19 protein-coding genes and 1 pseudogene are annotated in these 20,777 nt (G+C 60.4%); 5 read left to right on the top strand and 15 right to left on the bottom strand.

Going from position 1 to position 20,777, the window contains the following annotated elements:
- Positions 1-65 precede the first annotated feature (65 nt).
- The 3 genes from ACQ4OB_RS16375 to ACQ4OB_RS16365 all read right to left on the bottom strand — a co-directional run bounded on the left by ACQ4OB_RS16375 (position 66) and on the right by ACQ4OB_RS16365 (position 4,269).
- A complete protein-coding gene (locus tag ACQ4OB_RS16375; protein WP_102614613.1) occupies positions 66-794 on the bottom strand; it encodes an amidotransferase in 729 nt (242 codons plus the stop codon).
- A gap of 95 nt (positions 795-889) precedes the next feature.
- On the bottom strand, positions 890-3,034 hold the full coding sequence (locus tag ACQ4OB_RS16370) for a 3-hydroxyacyl-CoA dehydrogenase NAD-binding domain-containing protein (RefSeq protein WP_430956051.1): 2,145 nt from the start codon (positions 3,032-3,034) through the stop codon (positions 890-892).
- A gap of 29 nt (positions 3,035-3,063) precedes the next feature.
- Entirely contained in the window at positions 3,064-4,269 is a 1,206-nt protein-coding gene (locus ACQ4OB_RS16365; protein WP_102614615.1) for an acetyl-CoA C-acetyltransferase, read from the bottom strand.
- 598 nt (positions 4,270-4,867) lie between these two features.
- On the opposite strand from ACQ4OB_RS16365, the gene ACQ4OB_RS16360 reads away from it, so the two are divergent.
- The gene (locus ACQ4OB_RS16360) at positions 4,868-5,689 is read left to right on the top strand and encodes a c-type cytochrome (protein WP_076030300.1); all 822 of its coding nucleotides are present in this window, start codon (positions 4,868-4,870) and stop codon (positions 5,687-5,689) included.
- 153 nt (positions 5,690-5,842) lie between these two features.
- On the opposite strand, the gene ACQ4OB_RS16355 is transcribed toward ACQ4OB_RS16360, so the two are convergent.
- The 7 genes from ACQ4OB_RS16355 to ACQ4OB_RS16325 all read right to left on the bottom strand — a co-directional run bounded on the left by ACQ4OB_RS16355 (position 5,843) and on the right by ACQ4OB_RS16325 (position 11,170).
- Positions 5,843-6,652, bottom strand: coding sequence for a transglutaminase family protein (locus tag ACQ4OB_RS16355; protein WP_430956050.1), 810 nt, complete (start codon positions 6,650-6,652; stop codon positions 5,843-5,845).
- Complete coding sequence (locus tag ACQ4OB_RS16350) at positions 6,649-7,599, bottom strand: alpha-E domain-containing protein (protein WP_033055742.1); 951 nt, start codon at positions 7,597-7,599, stop codon at positions 6,649-6,651. Before ACQ4OB_RS16350 ends, ACQ4OB_RS16355 begins: the two co-directional genes overlap by 4 nt.
- 12 nt (positions 7,600-7,611) lie before the next feature.
- Positions 7,612-9,021 (bottom strand): circularly permuted type 2 ATP-grasp protein, encoded by a 1,410-nt coding sequence (locus tag ACQ4OB_RS16345; RefSeq protein WP_007902187.1) that lies wholly within the window; start codon positions 9,019-9,021, stop codon positions 7,612-7,614.
- A gap of 402 nt (positions 9,022-9,423) precedes the next feature.
- Complete coding sequence (locus ACQ4OB_RS16340) at positions 9,424-9,765, bottom strand: ribonuclease E inhibitor RraB (protein WP_008148805.1); 342 nt, start codon at positions 9,763-9,765, stop codon at positions 9,424-9,426.
- Positions 9,766-9,978: 213 nt separating this feature from the next.
- Complete coding sequence (locus tag ACQ4OB_RS16335) at positions 9,979-10,212, bottom strand: hypothetical protein (protein WP_008148802.1); 234 nt, start codon at positions 10,210-10,212, stop codon at positions 9,979-9,981.
- Positions 10,213-10,383: 171 nt separating this feature from the next.
- Positions 10,384-10,575: a PLDc N-terminal domain-containing protein gene (locus ACQ4OB_RS16330; protein WP_008148797.1), complete on the bottom strand. Its 192-nt coding sequence runs from the start codon at positions 10,573-10,575 to the stop codon at positions 10,384-10,386.
- 64 nt (positions 10,576-10,639) lie between these two features.
- Positions 10,640-11,170 carry a hypothetical protein gene (locus ACQ4OB_RS16325; protein WP_430956049.1) on the bottom strand — a complete coding sequence of 177 codons (531 nt, stop codon included), beginning with the start codon at positions 11,168-11,170 and terminating at the stop codon, positions 10,640-10,642.
- A 178-nt stretch (positions 11,171-11,348) separates the two neighbouring features.
- Between ACQ4OB_RS16325 and ACQ4OB_RS16320 the strand changes: the two genes are divergently transcribed.
- Both ACQ4OB_RS16320 and ACQ4OB_RS16315 read left to right on the top strand, forming a co-directional pair.
- On the top strand, positions 11,349-12,830 hold the full coding sequence (locus ACQ4OB_RS16320; RefSeq protein ID WP_430956048.1) for a methyl-accepting chemotaxis protein: 1,482 nt from the start codon (positions 11,349-11,351) through the stop codon (positions 12,828-12,830).
- Positions 12,831-13,059: 229 nt separating this feature from the next.
- A complete protein-coding gene (locus ACQ4OB_RS16315; RefSeq protein ID WP_074874845.1) occupies positions 13,060-13,425 on the top strand; it encodes an Mpo1-like protein in 366 nt (121 codons plus the stop codon).
- Here the strand turns inward: ACQ4OB_RS16315 and ACQ4OB_RS16310 are convergent, their stop codons facing one another.
- The 3 genes from ACQ4OB_RS16310 to ACQ4OB_RS16300 form a co-directional block, all read right to left on the bottom strand.
- Entirely contained in the window at positions 13,426-14,223 is a 798-nt protein-coding gene (locus tag ACQ4OB_RS16310; protein ID WP_074874843.1) for an acyl-CoA thioesterase, read from the bottom strand.
- Between the two features lie 171 nt (positions 14,224-14,394).
- A complete protein-coding gene (locus tag ACQ4OB_RS16305; protein ID WP_430956047.1) occupies positions 14,395-15,153 on the bottom strand; it encodes a CHAD domain-containing protein in 759 nt (252 codons plus the stop codon).
- 88 nt (positions 15,154-15,241) lie between these two features.
- Positions 15,242-15,520, bottom strand: a complete 279-nt coding sequence (locus ACQ4OB_RS16300) for a hypothetical protein (RefSeq protein WP_052964059.1) — start codon at positions 15,518-15,520, stop codon at positions 15,242-15,244.
- A gap of 222 nt (positions 15,521-15,742) precedes the next feature.
- On the opposite strand from ACQ4OB_RS16300, the gene ACQ4OB_RS16295 reads away from it, so the two are divergent.
- On the top strand, positions 15,743-16,783 hold the full coding sequence (locus tag ACQ4OB_RS16295) for a patatin-like phospholipase family protein (protein WP_074874839.1): 1,041 nt from the start codon (positions 15,743-15,745) through the stop codon (positions 16,781-16,783).
- A gap of 200 nt (positions 16,784-16,983) precedes the next feature.
- Positions 16,984-17,082 (top strand): annotated as a pseudogene (locus tag ACQ4OB_RS16290) (hypothetical protein); the annotation flags it as partial.
- A gap of 266 nt (positions 17,083-17,348) precedes the next feature.
- On the opposite strand, the gene ACQ4OB_RS16285 reads toward ACQ4OB_RS16290, so the two are convergent.
- Both ACQ4OB_RS16285 and ACQ4OB_RS16280 read right to left on the bottom strand, forming a co-directional pair.
- The gene (locus tag ACQ4OB_RS16285) at positions 17,349-18,047 is read right to left on the bottom strand and encodes a response regulator (protein ID WP_074874837.1); all 699 of its coding nucleotides are present in this window, start codon (positions 18,045-18,047) and stop codon (positions 17,349-17,351) included.
- Positions 18,048-18,115: 68 nt separating this feature from the next.
- Positions 18,116-20,761, bottom strand: a complete 2,646-nt coding sequence (locus ACQ4OB_RS16280; RefSeq protein ID WP_430956046.1) for a DUF4118 domain-containing protein — start codon at positions 20,759-20,761, stop codon at positions 18,116-18,118.
- Positions 20,762-20,777: the final 16 nt, after the last annotated feature.

The raw sequence follows: 20,777 nt of genomic DNA, 5'->3' as shown, positions 1-20,777 counted from the left end.
AAGAGGGGACTGCTGCGCAGTCCAACGGGAGCAAGCTCCCTCGCCACAGGTTCTTTGTCAGCCCTTTAAATCGACCCGGATGCAGGCTTGTGCGCAACAAACCGCATCATCCACTCCGCAACAGTTGTGCCGTGATGGTCATGCTCTAGGCTCGCCATCCCTTTCGAGTAAATCTGCTCGCCCAACGCTTCCTGACGAATATCCAACAAGGCACGCGAGTAATCGTGAATGAACTCCGGATGCCCCTGGAAGCACAGCACCTGATCGTTGATGTGGTACGCGGCAAATGGGCAGAAATCGCTGGAAGCGATGACCGTAGCGTTTTCCGGTAGCGCGGTGACCTGATCCTGATGGCTGATCAACAAGGTCAGTTCTTCCCTCACCGGGTTCATCCACGGCGCCTTGGCGGCGAGTTTGTACTTGTGGGTGCCGACGCCCCAGCCTTGGGTCGCGCGTTCGCTCTTGCCGCCCAGCAGCAGCGCCAGCAGTTGATGGCCGAAGCACACGCCCAGCAGTTTGTCGCCACGCTCGTAGCGGGTCAGCAGGTAAGCCTTGAGAGTTTCAATCCACGGGTCGGTGCCGAAGGAATCGGCCTTGCTGCCGGTGACCAGGTAGGCATCGAAGGTCAGATCATCGCTGGGATACTCGCCCTGCATCACGTTGTACACGGTGAACTCGGCAGCGATGGGTTGCTGCGAAAACAGACGCTGGAACATCTGCCCGTAACCCTGATATTGATCGACCAGTTCCGGACGCAGGATGTCGGTTTCCAGAATGCAGATGCGTAACGACATAAAAAATACCTGACACGTGATGGGAATAATGCACACCCCAGAGCCTGCCTTGAAACACAGTGGCAAGGCAAGCCCCGGAATGCGTCATCCGTCCCCTAGAACGCCTCCCCTTTGGCCGCTTTCTCCAGCAATAGCGCAGGGGGCGCGAATCGCTCGCCATACTGCTCCGCCAGGTACTGGGCGCGGGCGACGAAATCTTTCACACCGTATTGGTTGATGAACTGCAGCGCACCGCCAGTCCAGGCGGCGAAACCGATCCCGAAAATCGAGCCGACATTGGCGTCCGCCGTCGAGGTCACTACGCCCTCCTCCACACAACGCACGGTTTCGATGGCTTGCACGAACAGCAGCCGATCACGCACGTCCTTCGGCGAAATCTGCCCGTCAGCCTTCTCGAAAAGGCTTTTCAGCTCTGGCCACAGATGTTTCTGCCCACGGGCCGGATAATCGTAGAAACCACCACCAGCCGCCTTACCCGAACGCTTGTATTCCTTGAGCAGCAAGTCAATCACGGCGAATGCCGGGTGCTCAATCAGCGGTTTCCCTTCTGCTCGCAGGTCTTTCGCGGTTTGCTGGCGGATATGGCTCATCAGGCTGAGGGAAACTTCGTCGGAGATCGCCAGAGGTCCGATCGGCATGCCGGCCTTGCGCGCTTCGGTCTCGATCATCGGCGCACTGACGCCCTCGCCCAGCATGGCGATGCCTTCGTTGGTGAAGGTGCCGAACACCCGCGAGGTGAAGAAACCGCGACTGTCGTTGACCACAATCGGCGTTTTCTTGATTTGCTGTACGAAATCGAACCCGCGCGCCAGGGTTTCGTCGCTGGTGTGGGTGCCTTTGATGATTTCTACCAAGGGCATTTTCTCCACGGGGCTGAAGAAATGCAGGCCGATGAACTTGCTCTGATCCGGCACCGCAGTCGCGAGGCCGCTGATGGGCAAGGTCGACGTGTTGGATGCAATCACCGCCTCCGGGCCAACGATCTTTTGCGCCGCCGAAGAGACGCTGGCTTTCAAATCGCGATCTTCAAACACCGCTTCAATGATCAGATCACAACCGGCCAGGTCAGCGTCGCTTTCAGTGGGGTGAATTCGCGCCAGCGTTGCATCGCGTTGATCGGCATTCAATTGGCCACGCGCAACCTTCTTGTCCAGCAGCGCTGCCGAATGAGCCTTGCCCTTCTGTGCCGCCGCAAGATTGATGTCCTTGAGCACCACCTCGATGCCGGCCGATGCGCTGACAAAGGCGATTCCGGCGCCCATCATGCCGGCACCCAGCACACCCACGCGACGCGTCACGTAGGGCGCAAAGCCTTGGGGCCGCGAGCCACCGGCATTGATTTCGTTGAGCTGGAACCAGAACGTGCCAATCAGGTTTTTCGACACTTGGCCGGTGGTCAATTCGGTGAAGTAACGGGTTTCGATCAAGTGCGCGGTGTCGAAATCCACCTGAGCACCCTCTACCGCCGCGCAGAGGATTTTCTCTGGCGCGGGCAGGCAGCCCTGGGTTTTGCTGCGCAGGATCGACGGCGCGATGGCCAGCATTTGCGCGACTTTCGGGTTCGACGGCGTGCCACCGGGAATCTGGTAACCCTTCACGTCCCAGCGCTGCACAGCCGCAGGATGGGCAATAATCCAGGCGCGCGCCTTGGCCAGCAGTTCGTCACGATCCGCCGCCAACTCATCAATCAAACCTGCCCGCAACGCCTGTTGCGGCCGGACCTTCTTGCCTTCGAGCAGATAGGGCAAGGCTTTTTCAATACCGAGCATTCGCACCATGCGCACCACCCCGCCGCCGCCCGGCAACAGGCCGAGGGTGACTTCCGGCAGACCGAGTTGCACCGAAGAATCGTCCAGCGCAACCCGGTGATGGCACGCCAGGCAGATTTCCCAACCGCCACCCAACGCGGCGCCGTTGATCGCGGCGACCACCGGTTTACCGAGGGTCTCAAGGGTGCGCAGTTGCCCTTTGAGTGTCAGCACCATGTCGTAAAAGGCTTTGGCTTCGGGCTTGCCGACCTTGATCAGTTCGTTGAGGTCGCCGCCGGCGAAGAAGGTTTTCTTGGCCGAGGTGATGATCACGCCGGCGATAGTGTCTTTGTCGGCAACCAGTCGGGCGACACACGCGGCCATGGCTTCGCGGTAGTCCGCGTTCATGGTGTTGGCGCTCTGGCCCGGCATGTCGATGGTCAGGACGACGATCTGGTCCTGACCTTTTTCGTAACGGATGGCTTCGGTCATGAAAGGGTTTCCTTGAAGTCGGTCGGGGCTCAGAGGCGTTCGATGATGGTGGCGATGCCCATGCCGCCGCCGACACACAGCGTCGCGAGGCCATAGCGCAGGCGCCGGGTTTCCAGTTCATCGAGCAGCGTGCCGAGGATCGCGCAGCCGGTGGCACCCAGCGGGTGGCCCATGGCGATGGAGCCGCCGTTGACGTTGACCTTGTCCGGATCGATTGCCATGTCCTTGATGAATTTCAGCACTACCGAGGCAAACGCTTCGTTGACCTCGAACAGGTCGATGTCTTCAACCCGCAACCCGGCCTTGGCCAGAGCCTTGCGGGTGGCCGGCGCGGGGCCGGTGAGCATGATGGTCGGGTCGGTGCTGGTGACGGCGGTGGCGACGATTCGCGCCCGCGGCTGCAAATCCAGCGCGCGGCCCTTGGCCTCGGAGCCGATCAGCATCAGCGCGGCGCCATCGACGATCCCGGAACTGTTACCCGCCGTGTGCACGTGGTCGATCCGCTCAACATGGCTGTAGACCCGAAGTGCCGTGGCATCGAAGCCCATTTGCCCGATCATCTCGAAGCTAGGCTTGAGCTGGCCCAAGCCTTCCAGGGTCGATCCGGCGCGGATGAATTCATCGTGATCGAGCAGGATGATGCCGTTCTGATCCTGCACCGGCACCAACGATTTGTTGAACGAACCGTCGGCCCTCGCCCGCGCAGCCTTTTGCTGAGAGTGCAGCGCATAGGCATCGACGTCCTGACGGCTGAAGCCTTCCAGCGTGGCGATCAGGTCAGCGCCCACGCCTTGAGGGGCGAAATGGCTGTGAAAACTGGTTTCCGGGTCGTGTGCCCAAGCGCCACCATCGCTGCCCATCGGCACGCGGGACATGGACTCGACGCCGCCGACCACCACCAGGTCTTCGAAGCCGGAACGCACTTTCATTGCGCCGAGGTTCACCGCCTCCAACCCCGAGGCGCAGAAGCGGTTGATCTGCAAACCCGCCACGCTGACGTCCCAATCCGCCACCTGGGTCGCGGCTTTGGCAATGTCGGAGCCTTGATCGCCGACGGGCGTCACGCAACCAAGCACCACATCGTCGACCTGACTGGTATCGAGAGACGTGCGCCGTTGCAGCGCGGTGAGCAGCCCGGCTACCAGGTTCACCGGTTTGACGCTGTGCAAGGCGCCATTGGCCTTGCCTTTGCCGCGGGGCGTGCGTAACGCGTCGAAAATAAAAGCTTGGGTCATGACGTTCTCGAACCTGGGCAGGGGAGTAAATTCAGAGTCTCCACCTTAGGCCGAGCAGCCCGGGATTCAATGACCGCAGTGCTCACAGACGTTGACGGTCACGCTCAGACGGACGGTAGGCAATCAGCGGATTAACCGATTCAGGACAGCAAGCTGTCTAGCAAACGGGCGCCCAAGAAGCTGGCAATAGGCCTCATGCCTTTTTAAGAACAATTTATGCCAAGCCCATACGAAATGGATCTAAAGCAAGCGTGACGCGGCCTCTAAGGTGAACTTGTACGAAGTTGTCGTCGGGTTTTGCCGAGGCGCTCGTCAAACAGGAAGTGCAACGCTCTGCCGTCATGGAGAAATGCAGGCAGGCATCAGGAAATAACAATAAAGGCGGTCAAGCCATGTTCAAACAATCAAAAGTACGTCAAGCCGGGCTCATTCTTTTCGCCACTACGTTGTTGTTGATTTTGCCGAACCTGACCAAGGTGATCGGTTAGTCGGTCAATAAAAAATACGGCGCCAGGTTTTTGTATTGCCCTCTAAAAATGTGACTGGCTCGCTACCCGGGTCAGCGTGAGTGTGCCAACCTTTGCGGCACTTCCACGACATGGACGGCGATCATTTGAAAACGCTCATTGTGTTCGGGGCCTTGCTGCTCAGCACGCCCCTGTCTGCCGCACAGCTGAACCTGGAGCTGGGCGCGAGCAGTCGCACCTGGCAAACCGAGGAGTTGCTCAAGCATCCTCAGGCTCAGACCATCACCATCAACAACGACGTTTCCTACAAACGGGACATGAGCTATCGCGCTGTTCCGGTGGCTGCGTTGTTGACGGGCATCAAGCCTGAAGACCATTTACAGGCGGTAGCCCTGGATGGTTTTGCCGCAGAACTGTCAGCCGCACCGTTGCTCAATTCCCAGGGTGCGCGCGCCTGGTTGGCGATTGAAGATCCCGCCAAGCCGTGGCCACCGCTGTCGGAAGCCAAACCCGGCGCCGGGCCGTTCTATCTGGTCTGGACCGATCCGCAGGCGGGCGACATCAGCCCCGAACAATGGCCCTTTCAAGTCACGAGCATCAAGCGCATGGCGCCGGTGGCCGAGCGCTTCCCTGCCCTGCGGCCCGATCCGGCGTTGAAGGCTGACGATCCGGTGAACAAGGGCTTTGCGCTGTTTCAGAAGAATTGCCTGGCGTGTCACCGATTGAACGGCGCTGGGGATGCGCAGTTTGGGCCTGACCTGAACATTCCGTTTAACCCGACCGAGTACTTCGGCGCGGATTTCCTCAAGCGCTACATTCGTGATCCGCAGAGCTTGCGCCAGTGGCCTCAGGCGAAGATGCCCGGGTTCTCGGCGTCGGTGTTGCCGGACGAGGATCTGGAGAGGTTGGTGGGGTATTTGAAGCACATGGCTGGGCGCAAGACGAAGCCCTGACACTCCCCCCCTGTGGGAGCGAGCCTGCTCAGTGATCGTTCCCACGCTCCGCGTGGGAATGCAGCCCGTGACGCTCTGCGTCACATTCAAAGCCGAACGCGGAGCGTCCGTGGAGGCATTCCCACGCAGAGCGTGGGAACGATCGGTGGTAGGTTACTGCTGTTGGACGGAGATAACCGGCATCGGCGTCGGTGACACGAACACCTTCGCATGCATCTGCTCGCACCCACCGCCACGCCGCATGCCACGCACCGGGCAGGCATCCAGGTAATCCAGGCCCACCGCCAGTTTCAGATGACGCTCGGGCCGCGCCAGTTCATTGGTCACGTCGAAGCTGTACCAGGCGTCATCGAGCCAGGCTTCCGCCCAGGCGTGACTGGCCAGGTGTTCGCTATTCTCGCTGTACAAATAGCCCGACACATAACGCGAAGGAATGCCCAGGCTGCGAGCGCAGGCGAGAAACGCGTGGGTGTGGTCCTGGCAGACGCCGGAACGCCCGGCGAAGGCCTGGGCGGCACTGGTATCCACTTCGGTGGAGCCCGGCGTGTAGGTCATGTGCTGGTTGAGGCCATGCATCAAGTCGATCAGCGCCGTGCGATCCCGGCGTTGCTTGCACGCCTTCTCGGCGAACGCACGCAGGGCTTCGTCGGCTTCGGTCAGGCGCGTGAAACGCAGGAACGGCAGCGCCGACTGGCTTTCATGCTCCGCCTCGCGCAATTCGTCGATGTCCACCTGGCCCCGGGCGCCGATGATGATCGCCTCGTGGGGCTCGTCCATGGTCAGCACGTGCAGGATGTTGCCGAACGGATCGAGTTGCGCGCGCACCGGGCGCGGCAAGTCGAGCTGCCAACTGAGCACGTGCTGGCGCTCGCTGTCGTGGGGGGTCAGTCGCAGGTACTGGATGCTCGCCCGCACCTGATCTTCATAGTGATAGGTGGTCTCGTGGCTAATGGAAAGTCTCATGCAGCCTCCAGGTAGGAACTGTGTATGGCGTTACCCAACTGGCGCACCAGCGGGATGAACTCGGTCAGCCAGGCGTGCAGGCCTTCGTCGAGAATTTCGGTGATACCGGTGTAGCGCAGGCGTGCGTCCATTTCCGCCGCCAGACGTTGCGCGGGACGGCCGTTGGCCCCCGGCAATTGGGCGAGGATCTGGTCGATTTCTTCGGTACAGGCGCGCAATGAACGCGGCACGTCGGCGCGCAGCAGCAACAGTTCGGCCACATGCCGGGCGCCGGGTGCGTCGCGGTAGATCTCGGTGTAGGCCTCGAACGAGGACAACGCCCGCAGCAAAGCGCTCCACTGGTAATAGGCGTGAGCGGTGCCATCACTGACCGCCTCGGCCTGATCGCCAGCCATTTCGTAACGGGCATCGAGCAGGCGCAACGTGTTGTCGGCCCTTTCGATAAACGTCCCCAGGCGAATAAAGCGGAACGCATCGTTACGCATGATCGTGCCGTAGGACGCGCCGCGGAACAGGTGGGAACGTTCCTTGATCCACTCGCAGAAACGGCTCATGCCGTAGCGACTCAAGCCTTGATCGGCAATCCCGCGAATTTCCAGCCAGGTGGCGTTGATGTTTTCCCACATGTCGGCGGTGATTCGCCCACGCACCGCATGGGCACTGGCCCGCGCAGCGCCGAGGCAGCTGTAGATGCTCGCCGGGTTGGCCGCGTCCAAAGCGAAGAAATGCAGCAGCCGTTCAGCATGCAGATCGCCGTGGCGCTCCAGGTAATCGTCCAGGGTGCCGGTGATCAACAACGGCATGGCGAGTTCGTGCAGGCCGTCACCACGGCCATCTTGCGGCATCAGCGACAGCGAATAACTGATGTCGAGCATCCGTGCGAGGTTTTCCGCTCGCTCCAGGTAACGCGACATCCAATACAAATCCGAGGCAGTTCTACTTAACATGGCAGGCTTCCTTCAATCCTCGACCACCCAGGTGTCCTTGGTTCCGCCGCCCTGGGATGAATTCACCACCAGGGAGCCTTCGCGCAGGGCAACACGAGTCAAACCGCCGGGCACAACCCGGGTTTCGCGGCCAGACAATACAAACGGACGCAGGTCGATGTGGCGTGGAGCGATGCCGTTTTCGACAAAGGTCGGACAGGTCGATAAAGACAACGTCGGTTGCGCGATGTACGCGTGGGGCTTGGCTTTGATCCGCTCGCGGAAAGACTCGATTTCCGCCGCCGTCGCCGCCGGCCCCACCAGCATTCCGTAACCGCCGGAGCCCTGGGTTTCCTTGACCACCAGTTCCGGAAGATTGGCCAGTACGTGGGACAGTTCGGAGGGATTACGACACTGCCACGTCGGCACATTCTTCAGAATCGGCTCTTCATCCAGGTAGAAACGGATCATGTCCGTGACGAAGGGATACACCGACTTGTCGTCCGCGACCCCGGTGCCGATGGCATTTGCCAGCACGACATTGCCGGAACGGTACGACGACAACAGCCCTGGAACGCCGAGCATCGAGTCCGGGTTGAACGCCAGCGGATCGAGGAATGCATCGTCGAGGCGACGGTAGATCACATCGACGGCTTTCGGCCCGTCCGTGGTGCGCATGAACACCTTGTCATCGCGCACGAACAGGTCCGCGCCTTCCACCAGCTCAACGCCCATTTCCCGGGCCAGAAACGCATGTTCAAAGAACGCGCTGTTGAAACGACCCGGCGTCAGCACCACCACGCTCGGGTTGTCGATCGGGCTGGAGCTTTTCAAGGTATCGAGCAACAGGTTGGGATAGTGGTCGATCGGTGCGATGCGCTGGGCCGCGAACAGTTCGGGGAACAATCGCATCATCATCTTGCGGTCTTCGAGCATGTAGCTCACGCCGCTCGGTGTACGAAGATTGTCTTCGAGCACGTAGTACGTGCCGTCACCATCGCGCACCAGGTCGACACCGGAGATGTGGGAATAGATATCGCGGTGCAAATCCAGCCCTTGCATCGCCAACTGATATTGCTCGTTGGCCAGCACTTGCTCGGCCGGAATGATGCCAGCCTTGATGATGCGCTGCTCGTGATAGAGGTCGGCGAGGAACATGTTCAACGCCTTGACCCGCTGAATGCAGCCGCGCTCGACGACTCGCCACTCACTGGCGGGGATGCTGCGGGGAATGGTGTCGAAGGGAATCAGGCGCTCTGTCCCTTGCTCATCACCATAGAGCGTGAATGTAATCCCGGCGCGATGAAACAACAGATCGGCCTCGCGTCGCCGTTGTGCCAAAAGCTCGTCAGGCGTTTCGGCCAGCCAACGGGCAAACTCCCGATAATGCGGGCGGACCTGGCCGCCGGCATCGTACATCTCATCAAAATAGGTGCGGATCATGCCGTACTCCTTGTCACCCGGACATGCAGGCCTTCGCAAGGCCCGTGCCATCGGCATAAACGCTTTGATATCAATCAGTTGAATAATCGCATTGCACGCACCGCACCAATCCTGTGCGGTAAATGCCCCCACCTGATCGCCCCCGCTTCATTGCGAAGCAATGTTGTTGCCTATCACCAGCATAGCCAGAGTTGATTTCACTGCCCGGGAGGCGATGCGGATAATCCGCGCATTCGCTGGAAAACTTGACGAACTTCCCTTTGGCCGCCTGTTTAGGCGGCTTTTTTTTGCGTCGTTGAAACGTTATGAATCAAAAACACGATCTTTTGTCTTTCAAACCGCGAAAACGAAAACGGCCAACCCGAAGGTCAGCCGTTGCTGAGTGTTGTCACTGTTCATAAGTTATGCGAGTCGCCCTCGTACCTCCTGCTTGACGCCCCATCCTTCGATGATGCCGCCCAAAGGCTCGACCACCGCCTCGAAATCCTGCTCGAAATCGCCGATGCCGTCATAAGTGGCGTACATCACTTTGCTCAGTTCCAGGTACCACGCGCCGTCATCGCGCACGCTGATTTGTGCATTCAAGGATTCACCACAGTAATGCCCTGCCGCCCTGCGCGCCCGCTCCTCGTCCGGAAAAATGGCGTAGAACTCGATGGGATGGAATCTTGAAAAGTCGAAGCCGCCTTCTTTCATGCGGCGCAACACGCTGGTGCTGATGTCTTCTTGATAGGCTGTGCTCATGAAACGTCCCCCTCAGACTGATGGATAGACTTTCCGTAATCCCGGCACTCGCAACCGAATGGGGCGAGCGATGCGGCAACAACGTTGCCGGTGGGAAGCAAGCATGTAGCTGACAAGACCAGACCTTAGCGATCCGTTCGCTGATCTCGGTTGCAGAGTAGCCTCAAGATAGAGCCACTGCCAAGGCCTGGTTAGAAATGTGACAGGAGATGTTCAGATTGGCGTGATGCTGAGGATTTCAATGCTGTTCTGGGTTTTCAGACTTTTGACAGTCGGATCATCGGCGCGCCCTTCCAGATCGTTGAGGTCCAGTTCGGCAGCCACAGGCAGACAGCGGGCGCGAATGAGCTTCGCGGCTTGTTCGTTGTTCGGGCATTCATCGCTCTCGAACACCTCGTCAACTTGTTCACCGTGATCATCAACGAAAGTGACTTTCCACTTTTGCATCAGTGCCTCCTCGATAAAACCCATGGATGGGCTTACATGTATCTCGACATCCTTCCCCGGCCAATCGTTCAACCGGACCTTCTATAAGTGAAGCATGAAAAAAGGACTCTCCGCGGTGTGTTTTCACACAACCTGAGAGAGCCCTTTCTGGCTTGGCGCCTGAAGACGCCGTCAGATCCGGACGTTGCCTCGTGGCCCGGCGATGGCCCAGATGATCAGGCCCAGCACTGGCAGCAGCAGGATCAGCAGCACCCAGATGATTTTCATCCCTGTGTCGGCACCACTTTTGAGCACGTTGATGATTGCCCAGATATCCAGGGCAAGAATTATCAGGCCAATCAGACCGTTGAACGTGGAACCCATGGTGTCGCTCCCTAAGAGTGGTTTGCACTCTTAGGATAGCCGGGCCTTGCGAGGGTTCCGTGTTTTAAACGTGAACGGCGATTTTCAGGGCTTCGAGCGAGGGTGCGGCAGCGATGCCGACTTGGGCGCACAACTCCAGTACGCGCGGCACATCATTGCCGTAGACCAGCACCACTTGCAGTTCGTCGTCGAGCAACTGACTGAAGTTCATCAGTGTGTAACCGCCGTTTTCCTTGTTCATGCTGCCCATCTGCACCTGAATGCGATTGAGCGCGGTCAGGGCTTCGGTCTTGGCCAGTTGCTTGGGCTTGATATTGAAATCGACCCCGGGGCCGAACGAGGAAACGATCTGCGCGAACAGGTCCACATAGGTGTCGGCCTGGAACAGCACGGTCTCTGGAAGACTGCCGACGACGACCCACTCGCCCAGCGGAATCGGGAAGGTTTCGTCGTAGTTGATATCCGGATTGGCCGTCAGAAAAGCCTCGGGATCGGCGTAGGCCTGGGCCGCTTCGTCAGCGACTTTGAGGATTTCGTCATCGCTCATGCAGCCGGAGCTTATTTTGCTGATGAGTTCGACGAGTGCGGCTTTCATGGGGCGGAATCCTGTAGCGAGGGAATTTTGAAGGCGCGAAGGATAGCGCATTACGCCCCGCAATTCCTGTGCGCGAGCAGGGCCGGGGTTGTTGACCCACATCAAGATCCAGCCCCCTCAGTAGCGGCACAATACTGGCACCTTGCCAAAACTGTTTCCGCTATCAGAGAAGACCTCCATGGGTGCCTGGCTTAGCAATATCTCGCTGAAATACAAATTCTGGGCGGTCAACGCCGTCGCCTTCGTCACGACCTTGCTGTTGGTGTTGTACGCCGTACAGCTCGAACAACAGGCCCGCAGTCATGCTTCTCAGGCATCGGCACAAGCCCAGGCGCGACTGCTCAACGCCTGGCCCGCCGGGCAGCCGCTCCCCAAGGCCGATAACGTGCTGACGTTCAGTCGCGGGCAGACACCGTCGCTGAACGGGCAACCGGTACTGGAACTGGCCGATACCAACGGCTGGGTCGCCATCAATGCCATGCCGCTGTTCGGCGACAACCCGTTGATGGGCGCTGAAGTGTTCACGCGCACGGAGGGTAACCAGGTTGCGGTGATTGCCCAAGGCCCGAGCCTGGCCCAGGTATTTGGCGAGCGTTTTCCCAACTACGCCGTGGCGGTGGCGGTCCTGATGCTGGCGATGCTCGGCGCTTCGCAATTGTTGATCCGCTTCCTGCTCAGCCAACTCAATACGCTGAAGGACGTGATGCTCCACGTCGAGAAAACCGGCGACCTGTCCGCCCGCGTGCCGCTGGCCTGCACTGACGAAGTCGGGCAGATGGCCAATGCCTTCAACGCCATGCAGGCCGGATACCAGCGGGTGGTCAACACCGTCGCCAGCACCGCCCGACAACTGGATGTCGGCGCGGCGCGGCTGGCGTCGAGCATGAACGAGGTGCGTCACGGCATGCTCGGCCAGCAAAGCGAAACCGATCAGGCCGCCACGGCGATCAACGAAATGACCGCCACGGTCTATCACATTGCCCAGCACGCCGGCGCCACCCGCGACCTCTCGCAAACCGCTGACACCCTGGCCGGTAGCGGGCAGGAAGTGGTCAGTCGGGTGCAGAAGTCGATTGCCGGCCTGTCCAGCGGAGTGCAACAGACTGCCGAGATGATCCAGCGTCTGGCTGAGGACAGTCAGAAGATCAACGGCGTGGTCAGTGTGATTCACAGCATTGCCGAACAGACCAATCTGCTGGCGCTGAACGCCGCGATTGAAGCGGCCCGTGCCGGCGAAATGGGGCGCGGGTTTGCGGTGGTCGCCGATGAAGTGCGCAACCTGGCCAAACGTGTCCAGACCTCCACTGACGAGATCACGATCATGGTTTCGGCGTTGCAGGCCGGGACTCGGGACGCGGTGGATTTCATGCAGGAAAGCTCGTTCAAGGCCGACGATTGCGTGCAACAGGCTCAGGAGGCTGGAGCAGCGTTGGCGGAGATCACCAGCGCTGTCGCGCAGATGCGCGAAAGTAATACGCAGATCGCGGTGGCAGCCGAACAGCAGAGCCATGTGGCCGAAGAAATGAATCGCGCAGTGGTGAGCATTCGGGATGTGACCGAGAACACCGTGCAGCAGACCGTGGATTCGGCGACGACCAGCAATGAGCTGGCGGCGTTGGCCGGGGAACTGAGCAAGGCTATCGGGCAGCTGAAACTGTAAGGGCCCCATCGCGAGCAGGCTCGCTCCCACAGGTGATCTTCAGTGGCCATTAATTTTTGGTACAAAAGAGATTTACTGTGGGAGCGGGTTTGCTCGCGAAGGCGTCAGCCCGTTCAACATCAATTCCGAACATGACACCTATCACGTCAATAGCCAGCCTTGATTCGCCGACTGGTTTGCCCCGGCCTATTCTTTGTTCAAGAGCCTCAACGAACCAAGGATTAGCATCATGGGCAAACGTCATCCCAACCTTCCCGCCTGGCAATGGCGCGCGTACCCGAACAATCACCAGCACCCGACCAATCTGGTGCTGCACCTGATTGCCGTGCCGCTGTTCATCGTGGCGTTTCTGCTGATTGTCTCGGGCGTGTTCAGTCTGAGTTTTACCAATGTCGCGATTGGCATTATCGGACTACTCGCTGCCCTCGGCCTGCAACGCCACGGCCACCGCCTGGAGGCGCAAGCCTCCGAGCCGTTCAGTGATCGCAAGGATGCCGTGTCGCGCTTGCTGGTCGAGCAATTTCTGACCTTCCCGCGGTTCTTCCTGAGCGGCGGTTGGTGGCGCGCCTGGCGTGAGCGCCACCGTCGTCACTGATCAGGCGAAAATCGTCACCGTCTGCCGGCTCATGGCAATCAACTGACCGTCCGCGTTCCACAATTTCGCGGCCGCATGACCGTAGCCGTCAGCGGCATGTTCGGTTTCAACCAGGTATTTGCACCAGTCCAGCGTGCTCAGTTCAAGCAACGGCTGAACGAATTCGATGGTCCAGGTCTGCGTGCTGCCCATCGCCGGTTTACTCAGGTGCGGCATCAGGGCCGGTGGCCAGGCGTCAACCAGCGCCAATATATGCGCTTCGCTGACCGCTTCTTCCTTCACGTCCCCGCGCAAGCGTACCCAGCCGCCCATCTCGCGGGATTTGTTGCCCGTGAACGGCAGACCGCCGACACTCCAGCGCATCGCCAGATGCTGCATGAACTCGGGGAGTACCCCTTTGATGAACGGCAGTTCCTGACAATCGTCCCAGTGCTTCATCTCGGGTGCCGGTTCGGCGATCACCGCCACTTCCGACAGTCGCGAGGCGCCGAAGCTGCCCTGGACCAACGTCACCACTTGGCCGTTCTGCATCGCCCGACCCAGCACCTGGCTGACAGCCTTCCCTTCGCGCAACACATCGACTTCAAAGCTGACCGGCACCTCAGGCTCGACCGGGCCGACAAAGGTGATCGACAGCGAGCGCACCGGACGATCCGCCGGGACCTTCGCGCGCATGGCTTCGTACTGCAAGGCGGCCACCAGGCCACCGAAACTGGCGCGCCCCTGAGCCCATTTGGCCGGGATAGACAGCTCCAGCGGCTGGCTGCGGACAGCGTCAAGCAGATCGGAAAAGCGCATGAAAACCTCGGTATGGGAAAAGGATGAAGGGATCTTAACCAGCCGGCGAGGATGGCACAGCGCTTATTCCGGCCAAAGAGACTGACAGATAGGCCGGATAACACCGCCATCTCTGTAGCAGCTGCCGAAGGCTGCGTTCGGCAGCTGCTACATAAGCGGTTTGTGGTGGTATCAGGATTTGAAACAGGCAGCGCTGAGTTTGTCGAGGACACGATCGGCGCGGTCTTCGGCCTTGGCCATCGCAGTTTTCCAGCCTGCGACGCAGGGCTGCAAATCGGTTTCCTGTTCGGCCATGGCCAGCCATTGCAAGCAATCGTGCCAATCGCCCAAGGCACCTTGTGCGGATTTCAAGCGCGCCATCGCCGCTTTCGGCAGTCGATCCAGTTCGGGATAGGCGTCGATGCCATATCGCACGCGCTTGATCAGCAGGCGCAAACGGTGGCGATCATGTGCCGGATCGTGCAGGGCTTCGTCGAGTTTTTTCCACTGCTTGGCCAAGCGTTTTTCGATGCGCCGACGCAAGCCCTTGACCAGGCCCTGACGTTGGGCGGCCCGCAAAAAACGCGGAAAGGCATCGAGGATCATCAGCACTTGCGCCACTTCAGGACTCGTCGCGACCGCTGGATAAGCCTCGGCCATTTGCGCCATACGCCGATGGGCAGCCTCGGGTTGATCATGCTCGAGCAGGTAGGCCGCCAGCACTTCGCGATCACGTAATGGCGTGGTCAGGTCACCGACCCGGGACGCCGCCGATTCCAGCTGTTCGACCCCGGGCAAACCACGCAATGGTCGCAGCAGACTGCGCAAACGGCGAACCGTGGTGCGCAGATCATGCAGCGCTTCAGGGTCGGTGCGCGCACTCAAGCGTGCCTGACAGGCCAGCAAACGGACTTCCAGGCCCAGGACATGAGCCACCAACCGGTTAATCATGGGAGTTACTCCGTAAACAGCTGCCAGCCGCCAGCCGAAATCCGGGGCGACTGACTTATCGCAAGCAGCTTAGAGCTTAGAGCGGTTTTCAGCGTCCCGCGCGCGACTCACGAATGTAAAAACGTGCTTTCTCGGCCTTCTTGGTACAGCCCTCATAAGCTTCGAATTGCTGCTGGGTCTTGGCACCGGTCAACAACGACAGCGCCTTGGAGTAGCTGACGGTCCCGGCAAAGCCCTCGACTTTGGCCAGGTCCAGTTCATGCCAGGCGGCGTCGAGCTGGCTACCGCAGCTGTCACGGTAAGCGGTTTTACCGGCACAACCGGCGAGTGCCAGGGCAATCAACGGCACACAGATCCAGACTTTCATTTTTCACACCTCAAAGATAGGTAAACAATCGTGCAGTTAAGACGGTCTGGCAGGTGAAAAGTGCCTTGGCCCCGCCTCGGAAACTCTAGCGCTCGCGAGAATACCCATCTGCCGCCAAAGAGTGTCGAAAAAACGACGCCCTCGCCTCGCCGAACGACCTTAGCGATTGAAGCGCGGGCCTCGATAGGTGCATTGTTGAACCTTGTCAGACGAGGGCGATTCATGAAAAAGCGTGTCGCGCTGGTGCTGGGCTCAGGTGGAGCCCGGGGCTACGCCCATATCGGGGTCATTGAAGAAATCGAACGGCGTGGCTACGACATTGCCTGTATCGCTGGATGTTCCATGGGCGCAGTGGTCGGCGGGATCTATGCCGCCGGCAAACTCGACGATTACCGCAACTGGATCGAAAGCCTGGATTACCTCGACGTCTTGCGCCTGGTGGACGTCAGTTTTCGTCTGGGTGCGATTCGCGGGGAGAAGGTTTTCGGGCAGATCCGCAAGATCGTCGGCGAGATCAATATCGAAGACTTGCGCATCCCCTACACGGCGGTGGCCACCGACCTGACCAACCAGCAGGAAATCTGGTTTCAGGAGGGCTGCCTGCACCAGGCCATGCGCGCCTCGGCGGCGATTCCCAGCCTGTTCACCCCGGTGATGCAGGGCAACCGCATGCTGGTGGATGGCGGCATCCTCAACCCTTTACCGATCGTGCCGGTGGTGTCGAGTCATTGCGACCTGATCATCGCGGTCAACCTCAACTCCACCAACCAGCGCCACTATCAACTGCCGGTGATCCAGCGTCCGGCGGCATTCAAGACCCGTTTCGACAGCCTGATCAACTCGCTCGGTTCAAAATTGCCTTTCCGCCGCAAACAGGCGGAACAATTGCTGCTGCTGGAAAAGGAAGCGTTGATGGCTGAAGCAGCCGATATCAACCCGTGGATCGAGTCCGCCGAACCCGAAGCCCAGCAACCCGCCGCCGCCCCCGAACGCGACGGCGCACCGAAGTCCGCTACCGGTTCGTTCATCATCGACAACGTCGGCCCGGCGTCTTTGCTGGACCTGATCAACCAGAGTTTCGAGGTGATGCAGACCTCATTGGCGCAGTACAAGATCGCCGGTTATCCGCCGGACATTTTGATCAACGTGCCAAAGCGAGTGTGTCGGTTTTTCGAGTTTTACAAGGCGCCGGAACTAATCGCGCTGGGGCGGGAGATTGCGCGGGATACGCTGGACCGGTATGAGAATGAGCGGGATTCCTGAGGTTCTCGGGTGAAACATCTGGCCTCATCGCGGGCAAGCCTTGCTCCTACAGAATCTGAATCGATCGCGCGATCCGATGATCGTTCCCACGCTCTGCGTGGGAATGCATCCTGTGACGCTCCGCGTCACGACTTCCAAAGCGGACGCAGAGCGTCCATGGCGGCATTCCCACGCAGAGCGTGGGAACGATCAGGTAAAGCCGGTTTTTCGAGTTTCACGAGGCGCCGGAATTGATCGCGCTGGGGCGGGAGATTGCGCGGGATACGTTGGATCGGTATGAGAATGAGCGGGATTCCTGAGGTTCTCGGGTGAAGCATCTGGCCTCATCGCGGGCAAGCCTTGCTCCTACAAAATCTGAGTCGTTCGCGCGATCCGATGATCGTTCCCACGCTCTGCGTGGGAATGCATCCTGTGACGCTCTGCGTCACGACTTCCAAAGCGGACGCAGAGCGTCCATGGCGGCATTCCCACGCAGAGCGTGGGAACGATCAGGTAAGGCCGGTTTTTCGAGTTTTACAAGACACCGGAATTGATCGCGATGGGGCCGGATAATCCAACATAAAAACTAAAGACTGTCTTCACTCAACAACCGATACCCGACCCCAGCCTCGGTGACGATGAATCGCGGCTGAGTCGGGTCATCCGCCAGTTTCTGGCGCAGGTGCCCGACCACAATCCGCAGGTAGTGACTGTCTTCGGTATGGGTCGGCCCCCAGATATCCTTGAGCAATTGCTGTTGGGTGATAACTCGCCCCGGATGCCGTGCCAGTTGCGCCAGTACTGCGTATTCCTTGCGGGTCAGCGCGACTTCGGTGCCGTCGAGCAACACCCGGCGATACGCCAGATCCACGGTCAACGGGCCGAACGCCAGCGCCGCTTGCTGCGCTTCTCCCGCCGGAGCCTGACGCAACAACGCACGAACCCGGGCCAGGAACTCCTGAATGCCAAACGGCTTGGTCACGTAGTCGTTGGCGCCGTTGTCGAGCGCTTCGACTTTCTGCCCTTCACTGGCGCGCACCGAGAGCACCAACACCGGCACCGTCGACCACTCGCGAAACTCGCGCAGCACCTGTTGGCCGTCCATGTCCGGCAAACCGAGGTCGAGCACCAGCAAGTCCGGTTTATTCAGCGCCGCCTGGGCCAGGCCTTCGGTGCCGGTGCCGGCTTCCAGCACTTTGTAGCCTTGGGAAACAAGGCTGATGCGCAGGAATTTACGGATCTGCGGTTCGTCGTCGATGACCAAAATGGTCGCGGTCTGGCTCATGAATTCACATCAACACAAAGAAGTGGCAAGAGAGTAACGCAAGCGCGATCAGGCTTCACTTTCGGTTCTTAATTTTCAAAGGTCGGCTGAGCCTGCAACGGCAGGTGCAAAGTGATGCAGGTGCCCCGCCCTTCGATGCCATCGGCGACGCTGATCCGCCCACCATGGGCACCGACCATGCCCTGACAGATCGCCAGCCCCAGCCCGGTCCCCTGCCCGCCACGATCACCGCGCGCGGCGGTGTAGAACATGTCGAAAATCTTCTCCCGATCCTCCGGAGGAATCCCCGGCCCTTCATCGCTCACCGAAAAAAACAGCTCACTGTCGTCGGCCCCGGCGCGCAATTGCAGGCGACCGTGAGGCGGTGAAAACCGCGCGGCGTTTTCCAGCACGTTGACCAGTGCCTGTTCGATCAGCGCAGCGTGGACGTACAGCAGCGGCAACTGCGGCGGCACTTCGGTGGTCACCTGCAACGGCGCCAGCACGGCACGCAGACGATTGAGCGAACTGCCGACGATGTCGGCCGGCGACACCCAGTCCCGCGCCAGTTTCAGGGCGCCGTGGCCGAGGCGGGTCATGTCCAGCAGGTTCTGGATGTAGCGATCGAGGCGCTCGGCTTCATCGCGAGTGCCTTCAAGCAGTTCGCGGCGATCCTCCAGCGGGATCGCCTCACCGAGGGCCAACAGGCTGTCGATGCTGCCGCGCATGGAGGTCAGCGGCGTGCGCAAATCATGGGACACCGAGGCCAGCAAGGCACTGCGCAGTTGCTCGGTTTCGCCGTGCAGCCGGGCGGCTTCCAGGTCTTCGGCCAATTGCGCACGGGCCAGTGCCTGGGCCAGTGGCTGGCTGAGCGCGGTCAACAAACGCCGACGCTGGCCGCTCAAGGTCTGGCCCTCTTTGGCACACACACCGAGCAGTGCCAGCGGCCCGTCTTCCACCGACAACGGCCACCACCACCAACGCCCGAACGGCAGCGTGCCGGTGCCCGCGCCGGCCGGTTGATCGTGTTGCCAGGCCCAATCGGCGGCAGCGCGCTCGGCTTCGGAAAACTCCAGCGGGCCACCGGTTTCGACTTTCCAGCCGCCCTGGCCGTCTCGATTGAGCAGGCACAGTTGCAGATCACTCCAGCCATCGAGGTGCTGGGCCGCTGCGCTGACCACTGCCTGGCGGTCGGTGGCAGCGGTGAGTTTGCGCGACAGGTCGAGCAGTTCGGTGGTCTCTTCCTGAGTGTCGCGCAGCGCCTGCAATTGCCGCCGTTGGCGGGCCGCGAGGTTACCGGTGAGCGCCGCCATCAGCAGGAAGAACAGCAAGGTCAGCACGTCTTCTTCGCGCTGGATGCTGAAGGAGAAATTCGGCGGGATGAACAGAAAGTCATAGGTCAGAAACGACAGCGCCGCACAGGCCAGCGCCGGGCCCAGACTGCTGCGCACCGCCACCAGCAACACCGCGGCGAGGAACACCAGCGAGATATTGGGCAGCGGCAAGACACTCGCCACCGCCCAGGCCAATGCGGTGGCGAGCACCGTCGCCACCAGCGCCAGCGCGTAGTCGAACCACACCAGTGACTGCGCCGAACGCTGACGCGGCTGATGCTGTTCGTGATCGCTGTCGAGGACGTTGATTTCCAGCCCGCGCGCATCGCGCAGCAGCCGTGACGCCAGGCCGCCGCCGAACAACCGGCGACGCAAACGCTGCCGGGACTGACCGACCAACACCAGGCTCGCGCGGCGTTCGGCGGCGTGCTGGATCAGGGTTTTCGCCACTTCACCGGCACGCAGCAGCACCACCTCACCGCCGAGGCGTTCAGCCAATTGCTGGGCACTTTGCAGACGCAGCCGTGACTGCTCGTCACGCACGCTGCCGTTGTCCACATGCACCAGGCTCCACGGCAAATGCCGACGCTGGGCGACGCGACAGGCATGACGCACCAGACGCTCGGCCTGTGCATCGCCATCGACGCCGACCAACAGGCGACCGCGCACCGCGGGCGCCGCTTGGCCGAGCTGGCGATAGCCCTGAGTCAAATCATCATCGACCTGAGCGGCAGCGGTTTGCATCGCCAGTTCGCGCAGGGCCGTGAGGTTGGTCTGGGTGAAGAACGCGTCGATGGCCGCCCTCGCCTGCTCCGGCACGTAGACCTTGCCATCGCGCAAACGCTCGAGCAGTTCGCGCGGTGGCAGGTCAATCAGCAGCAGTTCGTAGGCTTCTTGCAGCACCCAGTCCGGCAGGGTTTCGCGAACCTGCACACCGGTGATGCCGCGCACTTTGTCGTTAAGACTTTCCAGGTGCTGGACGTTGACCGTGGTGTACACGTCGATGCCTGCCGCGAGCAGTTCCTGGATGTCTTGCCAACGTTTGGTGTGGCGACTGCCGGGGGCGTTGCTGTGCGCCAGTTCGTCCACCAGCACCAGTTTCGGTTTGGCGGCGAGCAAGCCGTCGAGGTCCATTTCTTCGAGCATCACGCCACGGTATTCCGAGCGCACCAACGGCTGCTGCGGCAAGCCGCCGAGCAGCGCTTCGGTCTCGGCGCGACCGTGGGTTTCGACCACGCCGGCAATGACTTTCACGCCCTGACGCAGTTGGGTGTGGGCCGCTTGCAACATGGCGTAGGTCTTGCCGACACCGGGCGCGGCGCCGAGAAAAACCTTGAGCCGGCCACGGCCGTCGCGGGGCAGGTCTGCTAACAGCGCGTCGGCGCGGCCGGAGTCACTCATGCTTGAAGTTCTCTCT

It is taken from the genome of Pseudomonas sp. ES4, from assembly GCF_050586665.1.
Lineage (GTDB): Bacteria > Pseudomonadota > Gammaproteobacteria > Pseudomonadales > Pseudomonadaceae > Aquipseudomonas > Aquipseudomonas frederiksbergensis.
This window is presented reverse-complemented; position numbering and strand designations above follow the sequence as displayed.